Source organism: Fulvitalea axinellae (assembly GCF_036492835.1).
Taxonomy (GTDB): Bacteria; Bacteroidota; Bacteroidia; order Cytophagales; family Cyclobacteriaceae; genus Fulvitalea; species Fulvitalea axinellae.
This window is the reverse complement of sequence record NZ_AP025318.1, coordinates 266265-281254: the sequence shown is the minus strand read 5'-3', so window position 1 is coordinate 281254 and position 14990 is coordinate 266265. Positions and strand designations below refer to the sequence as shown.

At 46.1% G+C, this 14990-nt stretch carries 12 protein-coding genes; 5 read left to right on the top strand and 7 right to left on the bottom strand.

Translation table 11 applies throughout. From position 1 onward, the window contains the following. Positions 1 to 407: 407 nt before the first annotated feature. Positions 408 to 1814 (top strand): replication initiation protein, encoded by a 1407-nt coding sequence (locus AABK39_RS24290; RefSeq protein WP_338395611.1) that lies wholly within the window; start codon positions 408 to 410, stop codon positions 1812 to 1814. Between the two features lie 72 nt (positions 1815 to 1886). Here AABK39_RS24290 and AABK39_RS24285 read toward each other — a convergent pair whose 3' ends face one another. From AABK39_RS24285 to AABK39_RS24275, 3 genes are all read right to left on the bottom strand, one after another. Further along, complete coding sequence (locus AABK39_RS24285) at positions 1887 to 2396, bottom strand: TIGR00725 family protein (protein WP_338395610.1); 510 nt, start codon at positions 2394 to 2396, stop codon at positions 1887 to 1889. Positions 2397 to 2602: 206 nt separating this feature from the next. Then, entirely contained in the window at positions 2603 to 3706 is a 1104-nt protein-coding gene (locus AABK39_RS24280) for a ParB N-terminal domain-containing protein (RefSeq protein WP_338395609.1), read from the bottom strand. Beyond that, entirely contained in the window at positions 3699 to 4664 is a 966-nt protein-coding gene (locus AABK39_RS24275; RefSeq protein ID WP_338395608.1) for a ParA family protein, read from the bottom strand. The genes AABK39_RS24280 and AABK39_RS24275 overlap by 8 nt, the downstream gene beginning before the upstream one ends. Before the next feature lie 161 nt (positions 4665 to 4825). On the opposite strand from AABK39_RS24275, the gene AABK39_RS24270 reads away from it, so the two are divergent. Further along, a complete protein-coding gene (locus AABK39_RS24270; protein WP_338395607.1) occupies positions 4826 to 7876 on the top strand; it encodes a hypothetical protein in 3051 nt (1016 codons plus the stop codon). Between the two features lie 334 nt (positions 7877 to 8210). Continuing rightward, positions 8211 to 8972, top strand: coding sequence for a S1/P1 nuclease (locus AABK39_RS24265; RefSeq protein WP_338395606.1), 762 nt, complete (start codon positions 8211 to 8213; stop codon positions 8970 to 8972). Positions 8973 to 9083: 111 nt separating this feature from the next. Here AABK39_RS24265 and AABK39_RS24260 read toward each other — a convergent pair whose 3' ends face one another. Next, on the bottom strand, positions 9084 to 10400 hold the full coding sequence (locus tag AABK39_RS24260; protein WP_338395605.1) for a saccharopine dehydrogenase C-terminal domain-containing protein: 1317 nt from the start codon (positions 10398 to 10400) through the stop codon (positions 9084 to 9086). Between the two features lie 120 nt (positions 10401 to 10520). Further along, positions 10521 to 11459 (bottom strand): hypothetical protein, encoded by a 939-nt coding sequence (locus AABK39_RS24255; RefSeq protein ID WP_338395604.1) that lies wholly within the window; start codon positions 11457 to 11459, stop codon positions 10521 to 10523. Positions 11460 to 11743: 284 nt separating this feature from the next. Between AABK39_RS24255 and AABK39_RS24250 the strand changes: the two genes are divergently transcribed. Continuing rightward, the gene (locus AABK39_RS24250; protein ID WP_338395603.1) at positions 11744 to 12361 is read left to right on the top strand and encodes an alpha-ketoglutarate-dependent dioxygenase AlkB family protein; all 618 of its coding nucleotides are present in this window, start codon (positions 11744 to 11746) and stop codon (positions 12359 to 12361) included. Here the strand turns inward: AABK39_RS24250 and AABK39_RS24245 are convergent. After that, positions 12358 to 12861 (bottom strand): LytR/AlgR family response regulator transcription factor, encoded by a 504-nt coding sequence (locus tag AABK39_RS24245; protein ID WP_338395602.1) that lies wholly within the window; start codon positions 12859 to 12861, stop codon positions 12358 to 12360. The two genes, AABK39_RS24250 and AABK39_RS24245, sit on opposite strands and share 4 nt — an antisense overlap. Before the next feature lie 46 nt (positions 12862 to 12907). On the opposite strand from AABK39_RS24245, the gene AABK39_RS24240 reads away from it, so the two are divergent. Further along, entirely contained in the window at positions 12908 to 13165 is a 258-nt protein-coding gene (locus AABK39_RS24240; RefSeq protein WP_338395601.1) for a hypothetical protein, read from the top strand. A 466-nt stretch (positions 13166 to 13631) separates the two neighbouring features. On the opposite strand, the gene asnA is transcribed toward AABK39_RS24240, so the two are convergent. Continuing rightward, positions 13632 to 14675 carry an aspartate--ammonia ligase gene (gene asnA / locus AABK39_RS24235; protein WP_338395600.1) on the bottom strand — a complete coding sequence of 348 codons (1044 nt, stop codon included), beginning with the start codon at positions 14673 to 14675 and terminating at the stop codon, positions 13632 to 13634. Between the last annotated feature and the right edge of the window lie 315 nt (positions 14676 to 14990).

The window sequence follows — 14990 nt, the reverse complement described above, 5'->3', positions numbered from 1 at the left end:
AAGAATGTACATAACCCCAACAGAATCCCCCTTAAACCCCATCAATACTCCCCTTTAACCACACCGATTTTGTACACAACCCCAACAGAAATCCCCTTAACCCCATCAACTTTCTACTTTCCCCAACAGAATCCCCCTTTATTCCCAACAAAAATGTACACAAAGCCCCTCTTTGTGCTTAAAACCCCATCAAAACCCGACGAATTGACTTGAACTGTTGGGGTAAAGGCTGTATTTTTATTTGTCTACACAAAAATCTCCTGTTTAGCCGGGGTGCCGTGTACACAAGTGTTGGGATATTTGTTTTTTGATCAAAATCACTCAGTTTTTGTATTTCGGCGAAAGGGTTTCTGAAAACGCCTATTTGCCCGGATACTTCTCCGAGCGTGTATATAATTGTTGGGACTATGGAAAACGAAGGAAAGTACCTTAACTATAGGATCGTAAAGAGCAACCGTTTTATTGAAGCGCGCCACACCGCTCCCCTTACCATATACCACCAGCGTATAGTGGCGCTGATGTGCGCCAGGATTCAGAAAGACGATGACACCTTCGAAACCATGAGAATTCCCATCCGGGAAATATTGGACAAGCCCGAACAGGAGAAATTACAGGGAAGCGACTATACGGCTACAAAGAAAGCAGCGTCCGAGCTGGTCAGTTTGACGATCCAAGTCCAGAATCCCGACGGAACTTGGAAAGTCCGCAACCTGATATCGGAAGCTTCGGGAAAGGAACTCACGGGCGATTATATAGAAATGAAGTTCAATGACGACGCCCGGGACCTTCTCTTGAACCTGAAGGATAATTTTACGCAATACTATCTGCGCTACACATACAGGTTCAGGAAAGTCCACTCCACCCGTATTTACGAACTCCTGAAGCAATACCTTAATATAGGTTACAGGGAAATATCGGTCGAGAATTTTAAAATGTATTTGGGAATCGAAGACAAGTACCCAAGGTTTGACGCATTGAAAAGCCGTGTGCTGATGCCGTCGATAGCCGAAATCAACGAGCTGTCCGATTTGCGTGTCGATATGACTTTGGTGAAGAAAGGCCGAAAAGTTGTAAGCCTTAGGTTTGACCTTGGAAAGTCGGACAATAATGTGGTTCGTGACCAAATCCAGGATGTAAGTCACGAGGTGGTAGATTCTCCTGAAAATATAGGCCCTACCGCCACAACTTCCGAAGCTGGGCATGATGTGACTTCAACAAAAGTAAAAAAGGAAAAGCCTTCTTTCCTTACTCCCGAAAAGTACAGGCGCTTTATAAAAGCATATGGGCAGGACCGTGTAGATTTTTATGTGGAACAGGTAGCTACCAAGGAGTCGATCGAGAACCCTGTCGGTTATTTGATCAAAGCCTTAAAGGACGGGTACTTTGACGAGGCTTTCGAGACCGAAGCCAAAAAGGCTGCGAAGAGTATGGAAGACCAAAGAAAGGAAAGCCAAGCCAAAGCTAAGGAAAAAGAGATTCGGGAAATAGAACAAAGGATTCCCGCCGAGTGGGATCTTTACCGCAAATCCATTTTTGACAAATACGATGTGGATGAGATATTGGAGGAAGCCCTATTCGTAATGGACGAAGACGAACTCGGCGTAAGTCCCGCTATCTTGGACAAGATCCAAGGTTTGCTGGAAGAAGGTGTGGATTTCAACCAGGCTTTGGTAGACAACTATAAGCTCCGGGCTGATTTTAATTTGATTCGCGAGGCCTATATCAAAGCCAATTCCCCGGAAGATTATGGGATATTGGAAGCGGGACCTGTCGGTTATGCGAAAAGCAAATACGGAATCGAGTATCGAGGTTAAGGAATCTTGATATTGAAAAAGCCCCTGATATTCGATTAATCAGGGGCTTTTTGTTTTTGAGCCAGTCAGATCCTATCTCCGGATCAAAGGTTTTATTTTTTTTTCCAGTTCGCTAACGCTTTTAAATCCGATAATCTGGTCACGCCTTTTTTCGTCCAATCGTTGGTTCGCCAGAGCTTTTGACCAACCCTCAGAGCCTTCGTAGGCGAAAACAGTCTTTCCGTAAATCCAAGCGAAACTAATTTCGGACAAAGTCCCGGCACCACCACCTATCGCTATTACCAGATCTCCTGCCATAACGGTAATCGAATTTCTGGCATGGCCAATATCCGTAGGAATCACGATATGGTTGTAAGCGTTCGATTCTGAAAATTCGTTTGTCGGCAAAATTCCTACGCATATACCGCCCGCCTTGTCTATGCCTTTGGCAACGGCTTTCATCACGCCTCCCCGCCCGCCGGTAATGGCTATAGCGCCAAGCTTTCCTATCATCTCTCCTACCTCCAATGCGATTCTCTCCGTTTCCAGTTCCGGTTTCGAATCGCCGATTACTGTGATTTGAGTCTTTCTTTTTTCGTTCATGTTAGTGGGAATTAGGGCCAAAACTTACGGCGTTTGTGTCGGGTAAACATTAAGTACAAGTTAACGAAACCGATATTGGAAAGCCTTGTTAAGGCGACTGGGAACTTACACGCCATGCTCGAAAATAGTTTGAACAATTTCGGAACAAAGAAAAAGGGGATCCATACAGGTCCCCTTTTGGCTCTTTATCTTCGGAAGAATATCGTTTAGATGTTCTCCGAAATTTCTTTCTTTATTATCGAAACAATATCCTGATATATTTTCAGGACGGATTCTTTGTCGTCGGAACTGATGTTTTTGATCATCTTCCGGCATTTGGCCAATTCCTTTTTCTTGAATTCTTTGGCGTCGAACTCCGGCCTGGGGCTAGTTGCCGGGGCAGCGTCCGGCAAATATTCCTTGATCCATTCCCGGTCTTTTTCCGTGGCGTTTTCCTCGTCAAGGCTCAGTTTTCCTTTGAGGTAATCCATTACCTCATTTGGATCGGCGAAGCGGTCGTTTCTCTTCGCTCCCACTTGCTCCACGAACTGTTTGTTGATTCGTACCACCCGGTTCATCAGCCGTTCCCGTACGTCCTTCGGAAGCGCTTCCACGCCTTGGTAAAAGCGGGCGTCGCGCTGGATAGTCATATGGCTTACGCCGAATTCCTCGGCCAACCGTTCACTTACTTTTTTCAAGTGAACATTTTGTTCACTTGCCTCGTCGGCGTTGTTGCCCAAGTGAACATTTTGTTCACTTGATGTTCTGTGGCCTCCGTGCTGGTTTTTTGACTGCACGTATTTCATGCCCCGGAAGTAGGACACTTGCCATTTCACAAGGTTCCTTTTGCCCAGCTGAAGGTCCAGCATGAAGCTTTTCGCTTCCGGAAGCCCCGAGAAATCGGTAAGCCTATATGGGAATTCCAAATCGAGTTCGTGGCAAATAGCATAGCGGTTGTGGCCGTCCACTATAAACCATTCGTCCTCGCCGGCCCTCCAAAGCAGGATGGCGTCCCGGCATCCGTCTCTCAGGATGCTCTCCCTAAGCTTGGCCTTTTCCTGTCTGGTAAGCTTCGGAATAAAGTGGCGGAGCTCCGGATGAATGGATATTCTCGGGTCGTCGGATGTGGTGAAACCGATTCCCCCGATATACTCTTTTCTCCCTTGGGCGATTTCTCTGAGCATCTTCCCTGCGTTACCTGTCGGGCTGATATGCTCGCTCGCGCTTTCGGCTACGGCCTGTTGCGTTGCTGTCTCGACGGCCTTCGGGGCGGTTGACCTGACTGGCCTTTCCACTCCGCGGCGCCTTACTTGTATTTTCTTTTTAGCCATTGATGACCTCCTTCGCTAAGTTGGTATAGTCGTTCGCACCGTGCGAATCCGGGCTGTAGCTGAAGATGTCCATGCCAGCGTTTGTGGCTTCCGGAAGGGCAACGTTGGTACGGACAAAAGTATCGAACACTCGGTAGCGGGCGAATTCCTCACGGATTACCTGCATATACTCTTGATGGATTTTCTTCCTTTGGTCCACCAAAGTGAATACGATTCCTTCGATGCTGATATGCTTGTTGAAGTACTCCCAGTCTTCGTCGAAGATAAATTCGAATAAATCCGAAAGCCCGCGGTAGGCCGAGTACTCAGGCTGGACAGTCACCAATACCGAGGTGCATGCGCAAATGGCATTTGCGGTAAGCATATCGAGGTTTGGTGGCGTATCGATGATTATGTAATCGTACATCTTTTTGGCCGGGTGAAGCACTTTGTTCATCCGGTCGTAGCCTTTGGCCCGCTTGCCACCGAGCTCGTTCGCTACCGGAGATAGAGACAGGTCGGTAGGGCAGATATCAAATCCTTCTTCTACTTCGTAGATGCATTCGACGATATTGCGGTTGCGCTCTTCGTCAAAAGTAAGGGCGTTCGCGAAGTGATATTCCGGCATCTGGTCATCCACAAAGTTGAGTGACTGCGACGCGTTGCCCTGCGGATCGGCGTCAACCAAGAGCACTTTCTTGCCGGAAATATGGATCGCCTTTGCCAGATTTACCGAGGTGGTGGTTTTGGCCACTCCGCCTTTGTGATTCGCTACGGCGATGATCTTGGCTCCCGAAGTCTCTTTGTAGCCGTATTTGACTAATGTAGGCTTGAGTTTTTGGAGATTGTTCTCGTTGAGAGCGTGGGCTCCTTTGAGAACTTTGGAAAGATAGTTCGGGATTCCCGCTTCTTCCTCGATTTTCTTGAGCGAGAGGGCAGGATTTTTCTTAAAAAATGAAATTACGTCGCTATTATTCATGATAATGATATCAAAGAATCCTAAATAAGAGAAATAAAGGTATTTAATTTTAAAATAATAGAAAAACAATCTTTGCAGTTTATCTCCTTCCAGACAATAAATAAATGACTTCGAACCCCGGGGCCTAAATACGGTTATGAGAAGGAGGGAAATCCGGGGATATGTTTAAAGGAGCGGGAAGGCAGGCGAAGAAAACGGAGACGGAAACGGCGAATAAGACTGGCGGAGTGGGTGGTGTTTCCAAGGGAAAGGGGTTTGTTATGCCTCCTCCCGTACAGTGCATGATCACCAAAGAGCAATTTTTTGAAGAGCTTGATAAGCATGGTGCTTCTGGATCAAAAGGGGCGTCACCGGGTTCGGGAGCGTCGACTCCGATTTCTTTACGCAGGGATGTAGAAGGGTCCAAGATAAAACTAGAGCACCTTACCGTAGATTTTGTAAACCCTAAGCACGGAAAAGAAGAACTGGAATATGAGATGCTGAGCGTTCCAGAGGTCGAGGATTTTAGGTCCGCTCTTGATTTTGATAAAAAGGGATTGGAATACGCAGAGGCGGAGGAAGCACAGATAAGGGAGCGGATACGGGAACTGGAAGAAGAAAAGGAGGCGTACAAGGAAGCGTTTAAGGTGTTGGAGGCCGAAGCCGAGCGGTTGGAAGGTGAGATGAAAAGAGTAAAGGACTCCTATATCGAGAAATTGGTAAATCCCGCATACAAATACAATAACGCTATTCAGAACATCGAAACATGTTTGGGAGACTTGGCAGATCTGTATGATACTTTGGGTGGGATTCTAATGGACAAGGAGGCGTTCGACCATGAAACAGGGGACGACACCAAATATAGTGAAATTGTGGATTGTGAAGCTGCGGTTAGGCATGACATTGCGGAAAAAGAAGCACAGCTAAGAAAGTTAAGAACAGGTGATACGGGAGTCGCAGCTTTGCATAAAGGCCTTATGTCTGTTGTGGATACCGAATATGGAGGATGGTATAAACTTCAAGATGGTTTGGAAAATGCGGTAGGGCCGGTTGAACAGAAAAGAATCGCTCATATAAGCACTAATGAATATAGGACGGGGTTCCGAAATAAGGTGGCGTTGGCAAGGCTTTCGCCGGGTAAAGGGCAAAAGGGATTGTTGGATGACGCCAAACTTAGAGTGATGCTTCGGAAGCGAAGGCTTGTTGGCTTGGAGAGGGAAAGAGAGTTGCAAGACCAAGTTTTATGTAGATCAACCAAGAAGATTGGGAGGAAGGATAGAACAAGTGAGACCGTAACCGAAATAGGACGACTTTTGGGGAAATATCATACCCTTCCGGAGGAAAAAGATATTAGGCTAAGGCCGTCGGAAGAATATCAGAAATTGGAGGCTGAGGGGAATGCCATTGATGAGGAGCGAATGGAAATGAGTACCAGAGGTGAATCCTTAAGGCAAGATCTGGAAGAGTACGAAATGAATATTGAAGGGCTCTCTACAGCCTGCACTAGTATTTCGGAGGGGAGCGCGCCTGCTTTTGCCGAGGTTTCTAGGAAAGGGAAAGTATCGGGAGAGGATACTAAGAAATATTATAAGTGGGCTAGTCAGCTTACTGAAGACAGGGCGTACAAAAGAGGGCTTACGGGTGAACTGGAAGGGAAAGAAGGGGCTGAAAGACAAGAAGCAGAATCAAAGTATAGGACCAAATTTGATGCGGAGGTTTACCCAGGATTGGATTATGATACTGAAGCGGTAGAAGAAGAAGTCGCCCGGTTCAGAACGAAGAAGACGGATCATGAGCGGGAACTTGCCGAGATGCATAAACGCGAAAGGGAGTTGAGCCGTCAGGGGGTGGAATTGGAGGCGTTAAAGGAAAAAGCTTCGGGGATTCGCTATGTGCCCAACCCTGAGACTCTGGTTGACGATGACGATTCCATTTGGTCATTTAGAAATGAGGTCAACTTAGAGAAACAGTATGTTAAGGAGTGGGAGGAATTGCAAGCTAGCTTCGCAGAGCATACCGTTCCCGGATTGTTTGAAGAATTTACGAAGAAGCTAGATGCTCCTTATGACGAGAAAGCACATAAGGGAAAATGGAATAAGTTTCGGGAGAGTAAGCTGTATGACGAGCGTTTGCGCTTCCATCGGGAATTTCACGAAAGGATGGATGAGGACAGTGAAAATTCCTTGGGAGTTACTCCTGTGATCAGGGAAAGGCGAGTGGATACTCGGGCCAAACAGTTCCGTCTGCATAACGGGTTAAGTTTACTGCATACGATTGAGCGTTTGGTTTTCCGTTGGTACAGCGAACATCCAGTGACGGAAATGGGAGCTTCGCATCCGTTCACGCCTGTAATGATGGGGGTTTTGAGGAACGTTCGCTTGGAACAGCAAGGTCTTATAAAGGAGTTGTCAGAATTTCGCTTGCCTATCTGGTCGCCTGACCGTGCCAGAATGTCGGATGAGACGAAAGCTCATTTTGATGATCAGTGGCAGGATTTGGCAATTGGTAGAACAGGAATTAAGACAATTGGAGCTTTGGGGACCACAACATCTGAGTTTGACTACGGAACTATGTCCATGTTCGCAAGCTTGATGACTACGGAGACGGGGCGGTGGCTTATTGATAAATTCAGGGAAAAAGGATCGAATGGGTTCAAAAAATTAGCGACTGTAAATAGAGTGGACGATTCGGACCCTCTTAGGAGAATCTGGACAGGCGATATGCACTGGGTACGAGGCGCTAGAAAGGGACAGGATAGAGGCTGTTCCGAAAGCTTGCAGAATACGCCTACGGATTCCGGTTATTGCCAAGTCAATGTGCCCGATAAGATGACTGATTCGTCTGTTTCTTATTATACCGAAGGGGGCCGGGGACGGATGGGGTTTGGGCAAAAATCTGTTTTTCAGGTGTTATCACCAGGTTTTATACAATTTGGACGATCTATATTCGAAGCGTTGGTTGAGAATTGTAAAGCTAAGGAAATGAAAGAGTTTGCCCGGTTTTTCAATGATGCGAATGCCTTCAGGTATTTTATGGAAATGCAAGAGTATATAGAAGAACAACTCATGAGCGCAAATATCGGAGAAGCAGAACGATCCAAAGCTACACTTGCAAATAACGGTTACTATAACTTGTTATTTGTGGGATTTGAAAATGAACTCAGAAAAGAACATGGGCTAATGGCGCGTGGAGTGGCAAATGTTCGTTATAACACTGCTTTTGGCGAGCTTTAAATGAGACTTCTCTATCGGAGATATACATATTAACGGTAATTCATTACATATTATTAGTGTTGTTTTTTTATAATCGCCTAGATGTTATTTTTCATACGTACTGCTACCATGACAAACGATTCTTGACTGGTATTTAATAAAGCCATAAGTTTGCTTCAAAGGGTTGAGCCTTGTTCTTATCTATATTTTAATTACACGATAAGGCTTTTACTTTTTTTGTTTTCCTATCCGTATCGGCCACTTTGTTTATACATGACAGACGAACCGCAGGGGGAAAACGTTTTTGGTCAAGAGAACGGCGTTTGCCATTGTTTAAGAGTAAAGGATTATTCCGATGAAAAAACTATTGTGGGTAGTCGCGTTGGTATTTGCGGCTCAGAGCGCTTGGGCTTGGGGACAGACAGGCCATCGCGTAATTGGAGAGTTGGCGCAGAGGCATCTTTCTAAAAAAGCTGCGAAGGAAGTGAAAAAGATTTTGGGAGATGAGGATTTGGCCGGCGCTTCAAACTGGTTCGATTTTATTAAGTCGGATTCGAAGTACGACCATACCCATTGCTGGCATTACGCTACCATCCCGGACGGAAAGACTTATGCGGAAGTGGAGAAAGATTCTTGTGGCGACATTATTGAGGCTATAGCGCGTTTCAAGAAGACTTTGGCTTCGGAAACGGCTACTTTGGAAGAGAAAAAATTTGCGCTGAGGGGCCTGGTGCATATGATGGGTGATGTTCACCAGCCTTTGCACGTAGGTAACGGCACTGACAGGGGCGCCAACGATGTGAAAGTTGAGTGGTTTTGGAGAAAATCAAATCTTCACCGCGTTTGGGATTCGGGTATTATCGACAAGCAACAGCTTAGCTATACCGAATACGCCAATAAACTGGACCACTATACAAAAGCTGAGAAAAAGCAGTGGCAAAACGACAATATTGACGATTGGGTAAAGGAGAACATCTCTTACCGTCCAGCGATTTACAACATCGGTAACGGAAAACTTTCTTACAGATATATTTACGAACATCTGGATACGCTCGAAGGTCAGTTGCGTAAAGGCGGAATGCGTTTGGCCGCCACTCTTAACACTATTTTCGGGTAATTTTAAAAAACCATATCCATTTCTTAATGGATAGTTTTTGTATTGAAAAAGGGCTTCACAACATTATGAGGCCCTTTTTTTATTATATCCTTAAAGAGGGAGTGAGATCTTTCAAGCCAACGCCACCTCTTTCGTTTCCTCAGTCATCTCTATTCCCATCTTGGCTAATCCGTCCAACACAGGTTCGTAGATTTCTTTGATAAGGGGGATATGAACTCCGGGAACATCCAGCTCTTTGTTCAGAATCATTTCTACCGCTATAGCCGCGGGCCAAGCCACTGTTTTGGCGATAGAAGTATGCTTCTTGTCGCCGAAGTCCAACAGGCGAAGACGGGTTTCCTCACGGCTTCTGTCAGATTTTTTAACGGTGAAGATGTGTTGCATCACTACCATGTCCCGCTCTCCTTTACCAAGCATCATCTTCTCGATCATCAGGTCGGAGAGTACTTCGAATGGGGAAGTCGTACCGGAATAAGGCAGGGACTTTTCATCGAAGAAACCGAGCCAAGCGATAGCTTTGATAGCCGGCGAGTCGGTAGCCAAACCAAGTTTCTCTGCTACCGCTTCGGCTGTGGACGCTCCGCACACCGCTTCGGTAAATCCGGCATAGCTTAGTCCGTCAGCCTGTACGGGTTTGTCTATCGTAAGGCCTAGTTGTTTTAGGGCATGAAGCGTCTCGCACCAAAACGGGTAGCGGAACGTTCCGCGATACATTGTTTTGGTTTCGGGAATTCCGTAAAGCTCCACATAAGAGAGGGAATCGCGGTTCGGGTAAATCTCCAGATCGCCAACGCCGGGGAAATTTTCCTTGATCGGTTCGGCGAACAACTGCTCTGTCGGCAGTTCCACCACTTGGGAATCCTTAAGGAAGCGCGCGCCGTTGTTACTGGCCATCACCACGCCTTTCGGGCTCCACGAGAAGCGGTAGCGCAACGGGTTGTCCGACGCTTCCGGAGCGGGAAGGGCTCCGCAAATCGAGTAGAAAGCCTCGATTTCGCCACCTTGGGCTTTGGTCTTGTCAATGAACTGCTGGGCGGTCATATGGTCGATTCCCGGATCCAGTCCTATCTCGTTCAGAAAAGTCAGTCCGGCCTCCTTGGCTTTGGCGTCAAGAGCCTTCATGGCTGGCGATACGTATGATGTAGTCACGAGATTCTTACCGTGTTTAAGGCAGATTTCGGCTACGGTTACGTGGTGCGTGTAAGGCAAAAGGCTTACGGTAAGGTCGTGGCTGGCCACCATTTCATCCAACTTGTCGGCTTGATCCACCGTCCAGGCCACGGCCGTTCCGTTAGGGTGGTTATCGAGCAGGGCTTCGGCCTTGGAGAGCGTTCGGCTGGCTATGGTCACAAAAAAATTCTTTTCCAGAAGATATTCGGCCATCGGTTTTACAACCATTCCGGCTCCCAGAATCAAGACGTGGTTCATTTTTGATAAAATTATATCGGTACGAGATAATGTATTATGTAAATCGAATTATCTATTGTAAGATATAAATAAAACAGAAAATGAAAAGACATAAAGCTGTGTGCTTGCCCGCATCAATTGTCAGTTTTGGGCTATAATAAGCCGGTTTTTGTCATTATCCCATCTGTACGATCCCGCTAAAGCGCCTCCCAGATATCTATTTTCCAAGCCAATTTCGGAAGAAACGTTAGCTTGACCGAGAAGCGCATTCCGGCCGAGCTCGTTTAGTCTTAATACCGGGCCTTTATCCAATAGAGGAGCGAGCTCTTTGATGTAAGTTTCGTATTGCGTGTCTCCGAAGCCGTATACTCCTTGTGACCTCAGAATCGCTCCAACCGCCTTTTGGGGAGTATCGTATCCGTTTTCGATTATCGAAAGAAGACTTTGTTCGATAACGTTGAGCCCGGTTTGGCTATCGGGAAATCTTTTCAAATGCGCTTTTATCGCTTCCGAAAGATAAGGTAAGCCTTTGTGTTCCGTAATCGCTTCGGATTCCAACACCCTTGGGTCCGTACCGGCGTACGCTTGCCAAGCCCTGTCAGCGTCGAAGCAGGTTTCCTCGGTTACCTTTTGGCGATCGCGATACAGGCCAGGGTAGGTTGTTGCCGGCAATTCGCCTAGGCCGAAGAGTTTTTGTTTTCCCGGAAACTTACCGACACAGATTAGATACACTTGGCTATATTCGAAAATGCCTTGTCGCCAAAGCCAGCTAAGTGAGGCGATCAGGTTTATTTGGCAAAAAAGATCGTATTCGAACCAAAGAACCACTTCATCGTATTCCGGGAAGTGTTGCGCTTCGGCAAACTGTGAGATAACACCTTTGCGGTATGCGGCTTCGTCTACGTTGAAGCGCCGGGAAAACTCATCGAACCGGATATTCCAAAAATCGGTGCTTCCTACCTCTGGGCACACCCGGCCTTCGGCCAGCATTTCCCTCCAAACCACCACGTCGCCACTGATGGATTGGCTTTTGAGGAGGATGGCGGATGAGTCGCCGTTCATGATGTGGAGTGTTTTCATCGTTGCTTGTTTTAAGGCGAAACAATGCGATTTAATACAATTTCTTCGCTTAGGCTGAGGCCTAGCCGTATCGATTGTTTTTGGAGTAAAAAATGATGTTATGATTGGGCTCCGCCGGATGTTACTGGATTGATTGGTGATTTTAATACTACTTTGTTCAAAATATGTTGTATGGTCTTGGTAAAATACGAAAAGACAAATTCGAGAGCAAGATTCTTTCTTGCCGGAAACCTACGTAAGCCAAAGACACCGGCTGTTTGTTATCGTTAGAAAACATAAAAAGGATGAACTTATTCGACTCCGAGCCCAGGAATATTTTGCCATATGACGGCGAGACGATTTATTACGGAAAAGTATTGGATCGGCCCACGGCGGATACTTGTTTTGACCGGTTAATCGAAAATATAGAATGGAGACACGATGAGGTTATGATGTTCGGAAGAAAGATCACTACGGCGAGAGAAACGGCTTGGTATGGCGATAAGCCTTATCGTTACGTTTATTCAGGCATTGGGCGGGTGGCATTGCCGTGGACGCAGGAGATCCGGAAACTGAAAGAATTAGCCGAAAAAATTTGCGGAGAGCCGTTTAATTCCTGCCTGCTGAACCTTTATCATGATGGGAGCCAAGGAATGGCTTGGCATAGCGATAACGAGAGCACATTGGAGCCGGGAGCGGCGATAGCGTCTTTCAGTTTTGGAGCGGAACGGAAGTTTTCGCTGAAACATAACGATTCCAAGCAGTCCGTGTCAGTGGTATTGGAGCATGGAGGGCTTTTGGTAATGCGCGGAAGTACGCAAGATTATTGGAAACATTGCCTGCCAAAGACCAAGAAAGTGACCAGACCGAGAATCAACCTTACGTTTAGGCGAATGAAGCCTACGGTGGTTTGTTTAGGTTAGGCTTCGGCCATATTGCCGTGGGCGCGGATTGCTTCAGAAAATGAGGCTGTATATGTCCGGGAAACGGGAATCACCAGGTCGCTTCCCTTTAATGAGGCGGCCGAACCATTGCCGGTTTTCCGGACTTGGCTCACGGCACCCAAGCGTACCATATAAGAGCGGTGGCATTGCGTAAAGCCATATTCCGAAAAAGCGGAAACAATGCTTTTCATATTGTTCCTAACCAATTCCTTCCTTTGCTTTTCATTTTCGGAAATATGGATTGTGACATAATTTCCTGTAGCCTCAAAGCATAAAATACTTTCCGCAGGCAATTCAAGACGGATTTTTCCTTTTTCGTCCTTAATTTCCAACATATCTACTTGTGGCTTTTCGGGGTGGGGGGGAGTCACCGCGCCGGTACTTTCCAGCTTAAGCCGTAAATAAGTGTGGAAAATCGAATAGAATAACAGGCCCGAAAGGAAAGTATAGCGGAAGCTGTACCATAATTGTTCGTGCATGGGCATAGGATCGTCGGTGACGTAATCCTGTAAAAAAACTACCAGAATGTTGATACAGACGAGTTCGATTAAGCACAAAAGCCAAAGCCCGATGCGCGAGGCGGGAATAATCTTGGTGGCTGGTAAAATTAAAAGTCTGGACAAAGCTACGCTGGCTCCCCCCAGAAAAGCCATGCCTGACACCAGCATCAAGACAGTATACGGGCTTTGGTTCCAAAACCAGGCGTTAAAACCGAAAGGGCGAAATACGAACAGGAAAATAAACGTGGATACGGCCGTAAACACGGAAAACCGTCTGGAATAGACAGCCTGCCAAAGCAACGGGTTGGGTTTGGAAAAAACGAAATCCTTGAAAAGGTTAATTATTCTTGACATAAAAAGACCGATGATGAAACGACCGTAGTGGCCATAAAACGACTTCTGAGCTTCCCCGAATTGGAAACGGTTGACGTTTATGAATAACCGGATTTGGCTTGTCTGGATTCGGTCAGAATAGTCTTTTTGAAAACAGATTCTGCCAAATTTGGATGTTAAAAGGAATCTCCAGACGCCTATCGCCGATTATTGTTATAATATTTCCGAAATATAGAAAGCCTGTGCGATGTGTGGCAAGCCTGAAGGCTTTTTTCGGTAGTATTGGGCTAGCAAAAAAATGATTTACCCCTTCGGAAAAATAGTGAAAACGCTCGTTTTCGAGGATTGGAAGGCGTAAAAGAGAGCAAACGTATTCCGGCCAGGAATACGTTTGCGAGATTCATTCGGGTGTTGGATTACATTAAAGCGATGCCTTTTTCCTGGCAAGCTTCACGCATATCTTCAGGCCAGAGGCTGGCTTGTACTTCGCCGATATGGGCCGTTTGCAACAAGAACATACACAAACGCGACTGTCCGATACCTCCGCCGATAGAGAACGGGAATTCGCCGGAAAGTAATCTTCTATGGAACATCAGGTCTTTTCTTTCTTCGGCGCTTTCAACTTGGAGTTGGTGCTCCATGGCTTTTTTGTCAACGCGGATGCCCATTGACGAAATTTCGTAGGCCGTCTCCAAAATAGGGTTCCATACCAAAATGTCACCGTTGAGGCCCGCAAAGCCTTCTTCGTTTGATGTAGACCAATCATCATAGTCAGGGGCGCGTCCGTCGTGCTTTTCGCCGTTAGCGAGCTTGCCTCCGATTCCCATCAGGAAGACTGCGCCGTGTTCCTTGGTGATTTTGTTTTCGCGCTCTTTTGGCGTAAGGTCTGGATATTTTTCCAAAAGCTCTTCCGCACTGATAAAATGGATAGTCTCCGGAAGTTGTGGCGTAATATGCGGGTACTGCTCGTAAACCTTGTATTCCACTCGTTTGACAGTCGAGTAGATTTTCTTTACGGTTTGCTTCAGGAACGCGATTGTTCGCTCCGATTCGGACATTACTTTTTCCCAATCCCACTGGTCCACGTAGATGGAATGCGTATTATCCATTACCTCGTCGGCCCGGATGGCGTTCATATCCGTGTAGATCCCGAAACCTTCCTCAATTCCAAAGTCGGCCAAAGTCATCCGTTTCCATTTGGCCAGCGAATGAACCACCTCGGCGCGTTGGTCATCCATATCCATTACGGGAAACGATACCGCGCGTTCGCTACCGTTAAGGTCATCGTTTATTCCGGTACCTTTCATTACGAACAACGGAGCCGAAAACCTACGAAGCTTAAGCTCAGAGGATAGGCTTTCCTCAAATAAGTCTTTAATAAGCTTAACAGCCCTTTCAATCTCTCTTAGGCTGAGAGTAGCTTTATATTCCTTTGGAAAAATCAAATCGTTAACCGCCATGTTATATGTTGTTTTGCTTTTTTTAATTTCGTTGTTGGCAAACATATGCAATGATATTTGAAAATAAAATAACGAAAATGAATTATTGTTGATTTTTTTTATATTGAAATGATTTTTGATTGAAAATACCGAAAAAATGAAATCTGATTGGTCTTATCCGATTTGTATGGAATTCACAACATTGTTGGAAGAGCTTGTAAGGGGACTCATTTTGGTTAATTTTTTTATTTCCTAACAGCCAGTGGGGGATAATGGGCAATGGAGTATCACACAAATGAAACGCTTACCTAAAACTATTGGGAGCGAATTCAAACT

Excerpts from the sequence above, each read along its gene's own strand:
- AABK39_RS24265 (WP_338395606.1), top strand. The coding sequence starts at position 8,211 with ATGAAAAAACTATTGTGGGTAGTCGCGTTGGTATTTGCGGCTCAGAGC.
- AABK39_RS24285 (WP_338395610.1), bottom strand. The coding sequence starts at position 2,396 with ATGAACGAAAAAAGAAAGACTCAAATCACAGTAATCGGCGATTCGAAA.
- AABK39_RS24260 (WP_338395605.1), bottom strand. The coding sequence starts at position 10,400 with ATGAACCACGTCTTGATTCTGGGAGCCGGAATGGTTGTAAAACCGATG.
- AABK39_RS24255 (WP_338395604.1), bottom strand. The coding sequence starts at position 11,459 with ATGAAAACACTCCACATCATGAACGGCGACTCATCCGCCATCCTCCTC.
- AABK39_RS24240 (WP_338395601.1), top strand. The coding sequence starts at position 12,908 with ATGTTGATACAGACGAGTTCGATTAAGCACAAAAGCCAAAGCCCGATG.
- asnA (WP_338395600.1), bottom strand. The coding sequence starts at position 14,675 with ATGGCGGTTAACGATTTGATTTTTCCAAAGGAATATAAAGCTACTCTC.
- AABK39_RS24280 (WP_338395609.1), bottom strand. The coding sequence starts at position 3,706 with ATGGCTAAAAAGAAAATACAAGTAAGGCGCCGCGGAGTGGAAAGGCCA.
- AABK39_RS24275 (WP_338395608.1), bottom strand. The coding sequence starts at position 4,664 with ATGAATAATAGCGACGTAATTTCATTTTTTAAGAAAAATCCTGCCCTC.
- AABK39_RS24270 (WP_338395607.1), top strand. The coding sequence starts at position 4,826 with ATGTTTAAAGGAGCGGGAAGGCAGGCGAAGAAAACGGAGACGGAAACG.
- AABK39_RS24290 (WP_338395611.1), top strand. The coding sequence starts at position 408 with ATGGAAAACGAAGGAAAGTACCTTAACTATAGGATCGTAAAGAGCAAC.
- AABK39_RS24250 (WP_338395603.1), top strand. The coding sequence starts at position 11,744 with ATGAACTTATTCGACTCCGAGCCCAGGAATATTTTGCCATATGACGGC.
- AABK39_RS24245 (WP_338395602.1), bottom strand. The coding sequence starts at position 12,861 with ATGCACGAACAATTATGGTACAGCTTCCGCTATACTTTCCTTTCGGGC.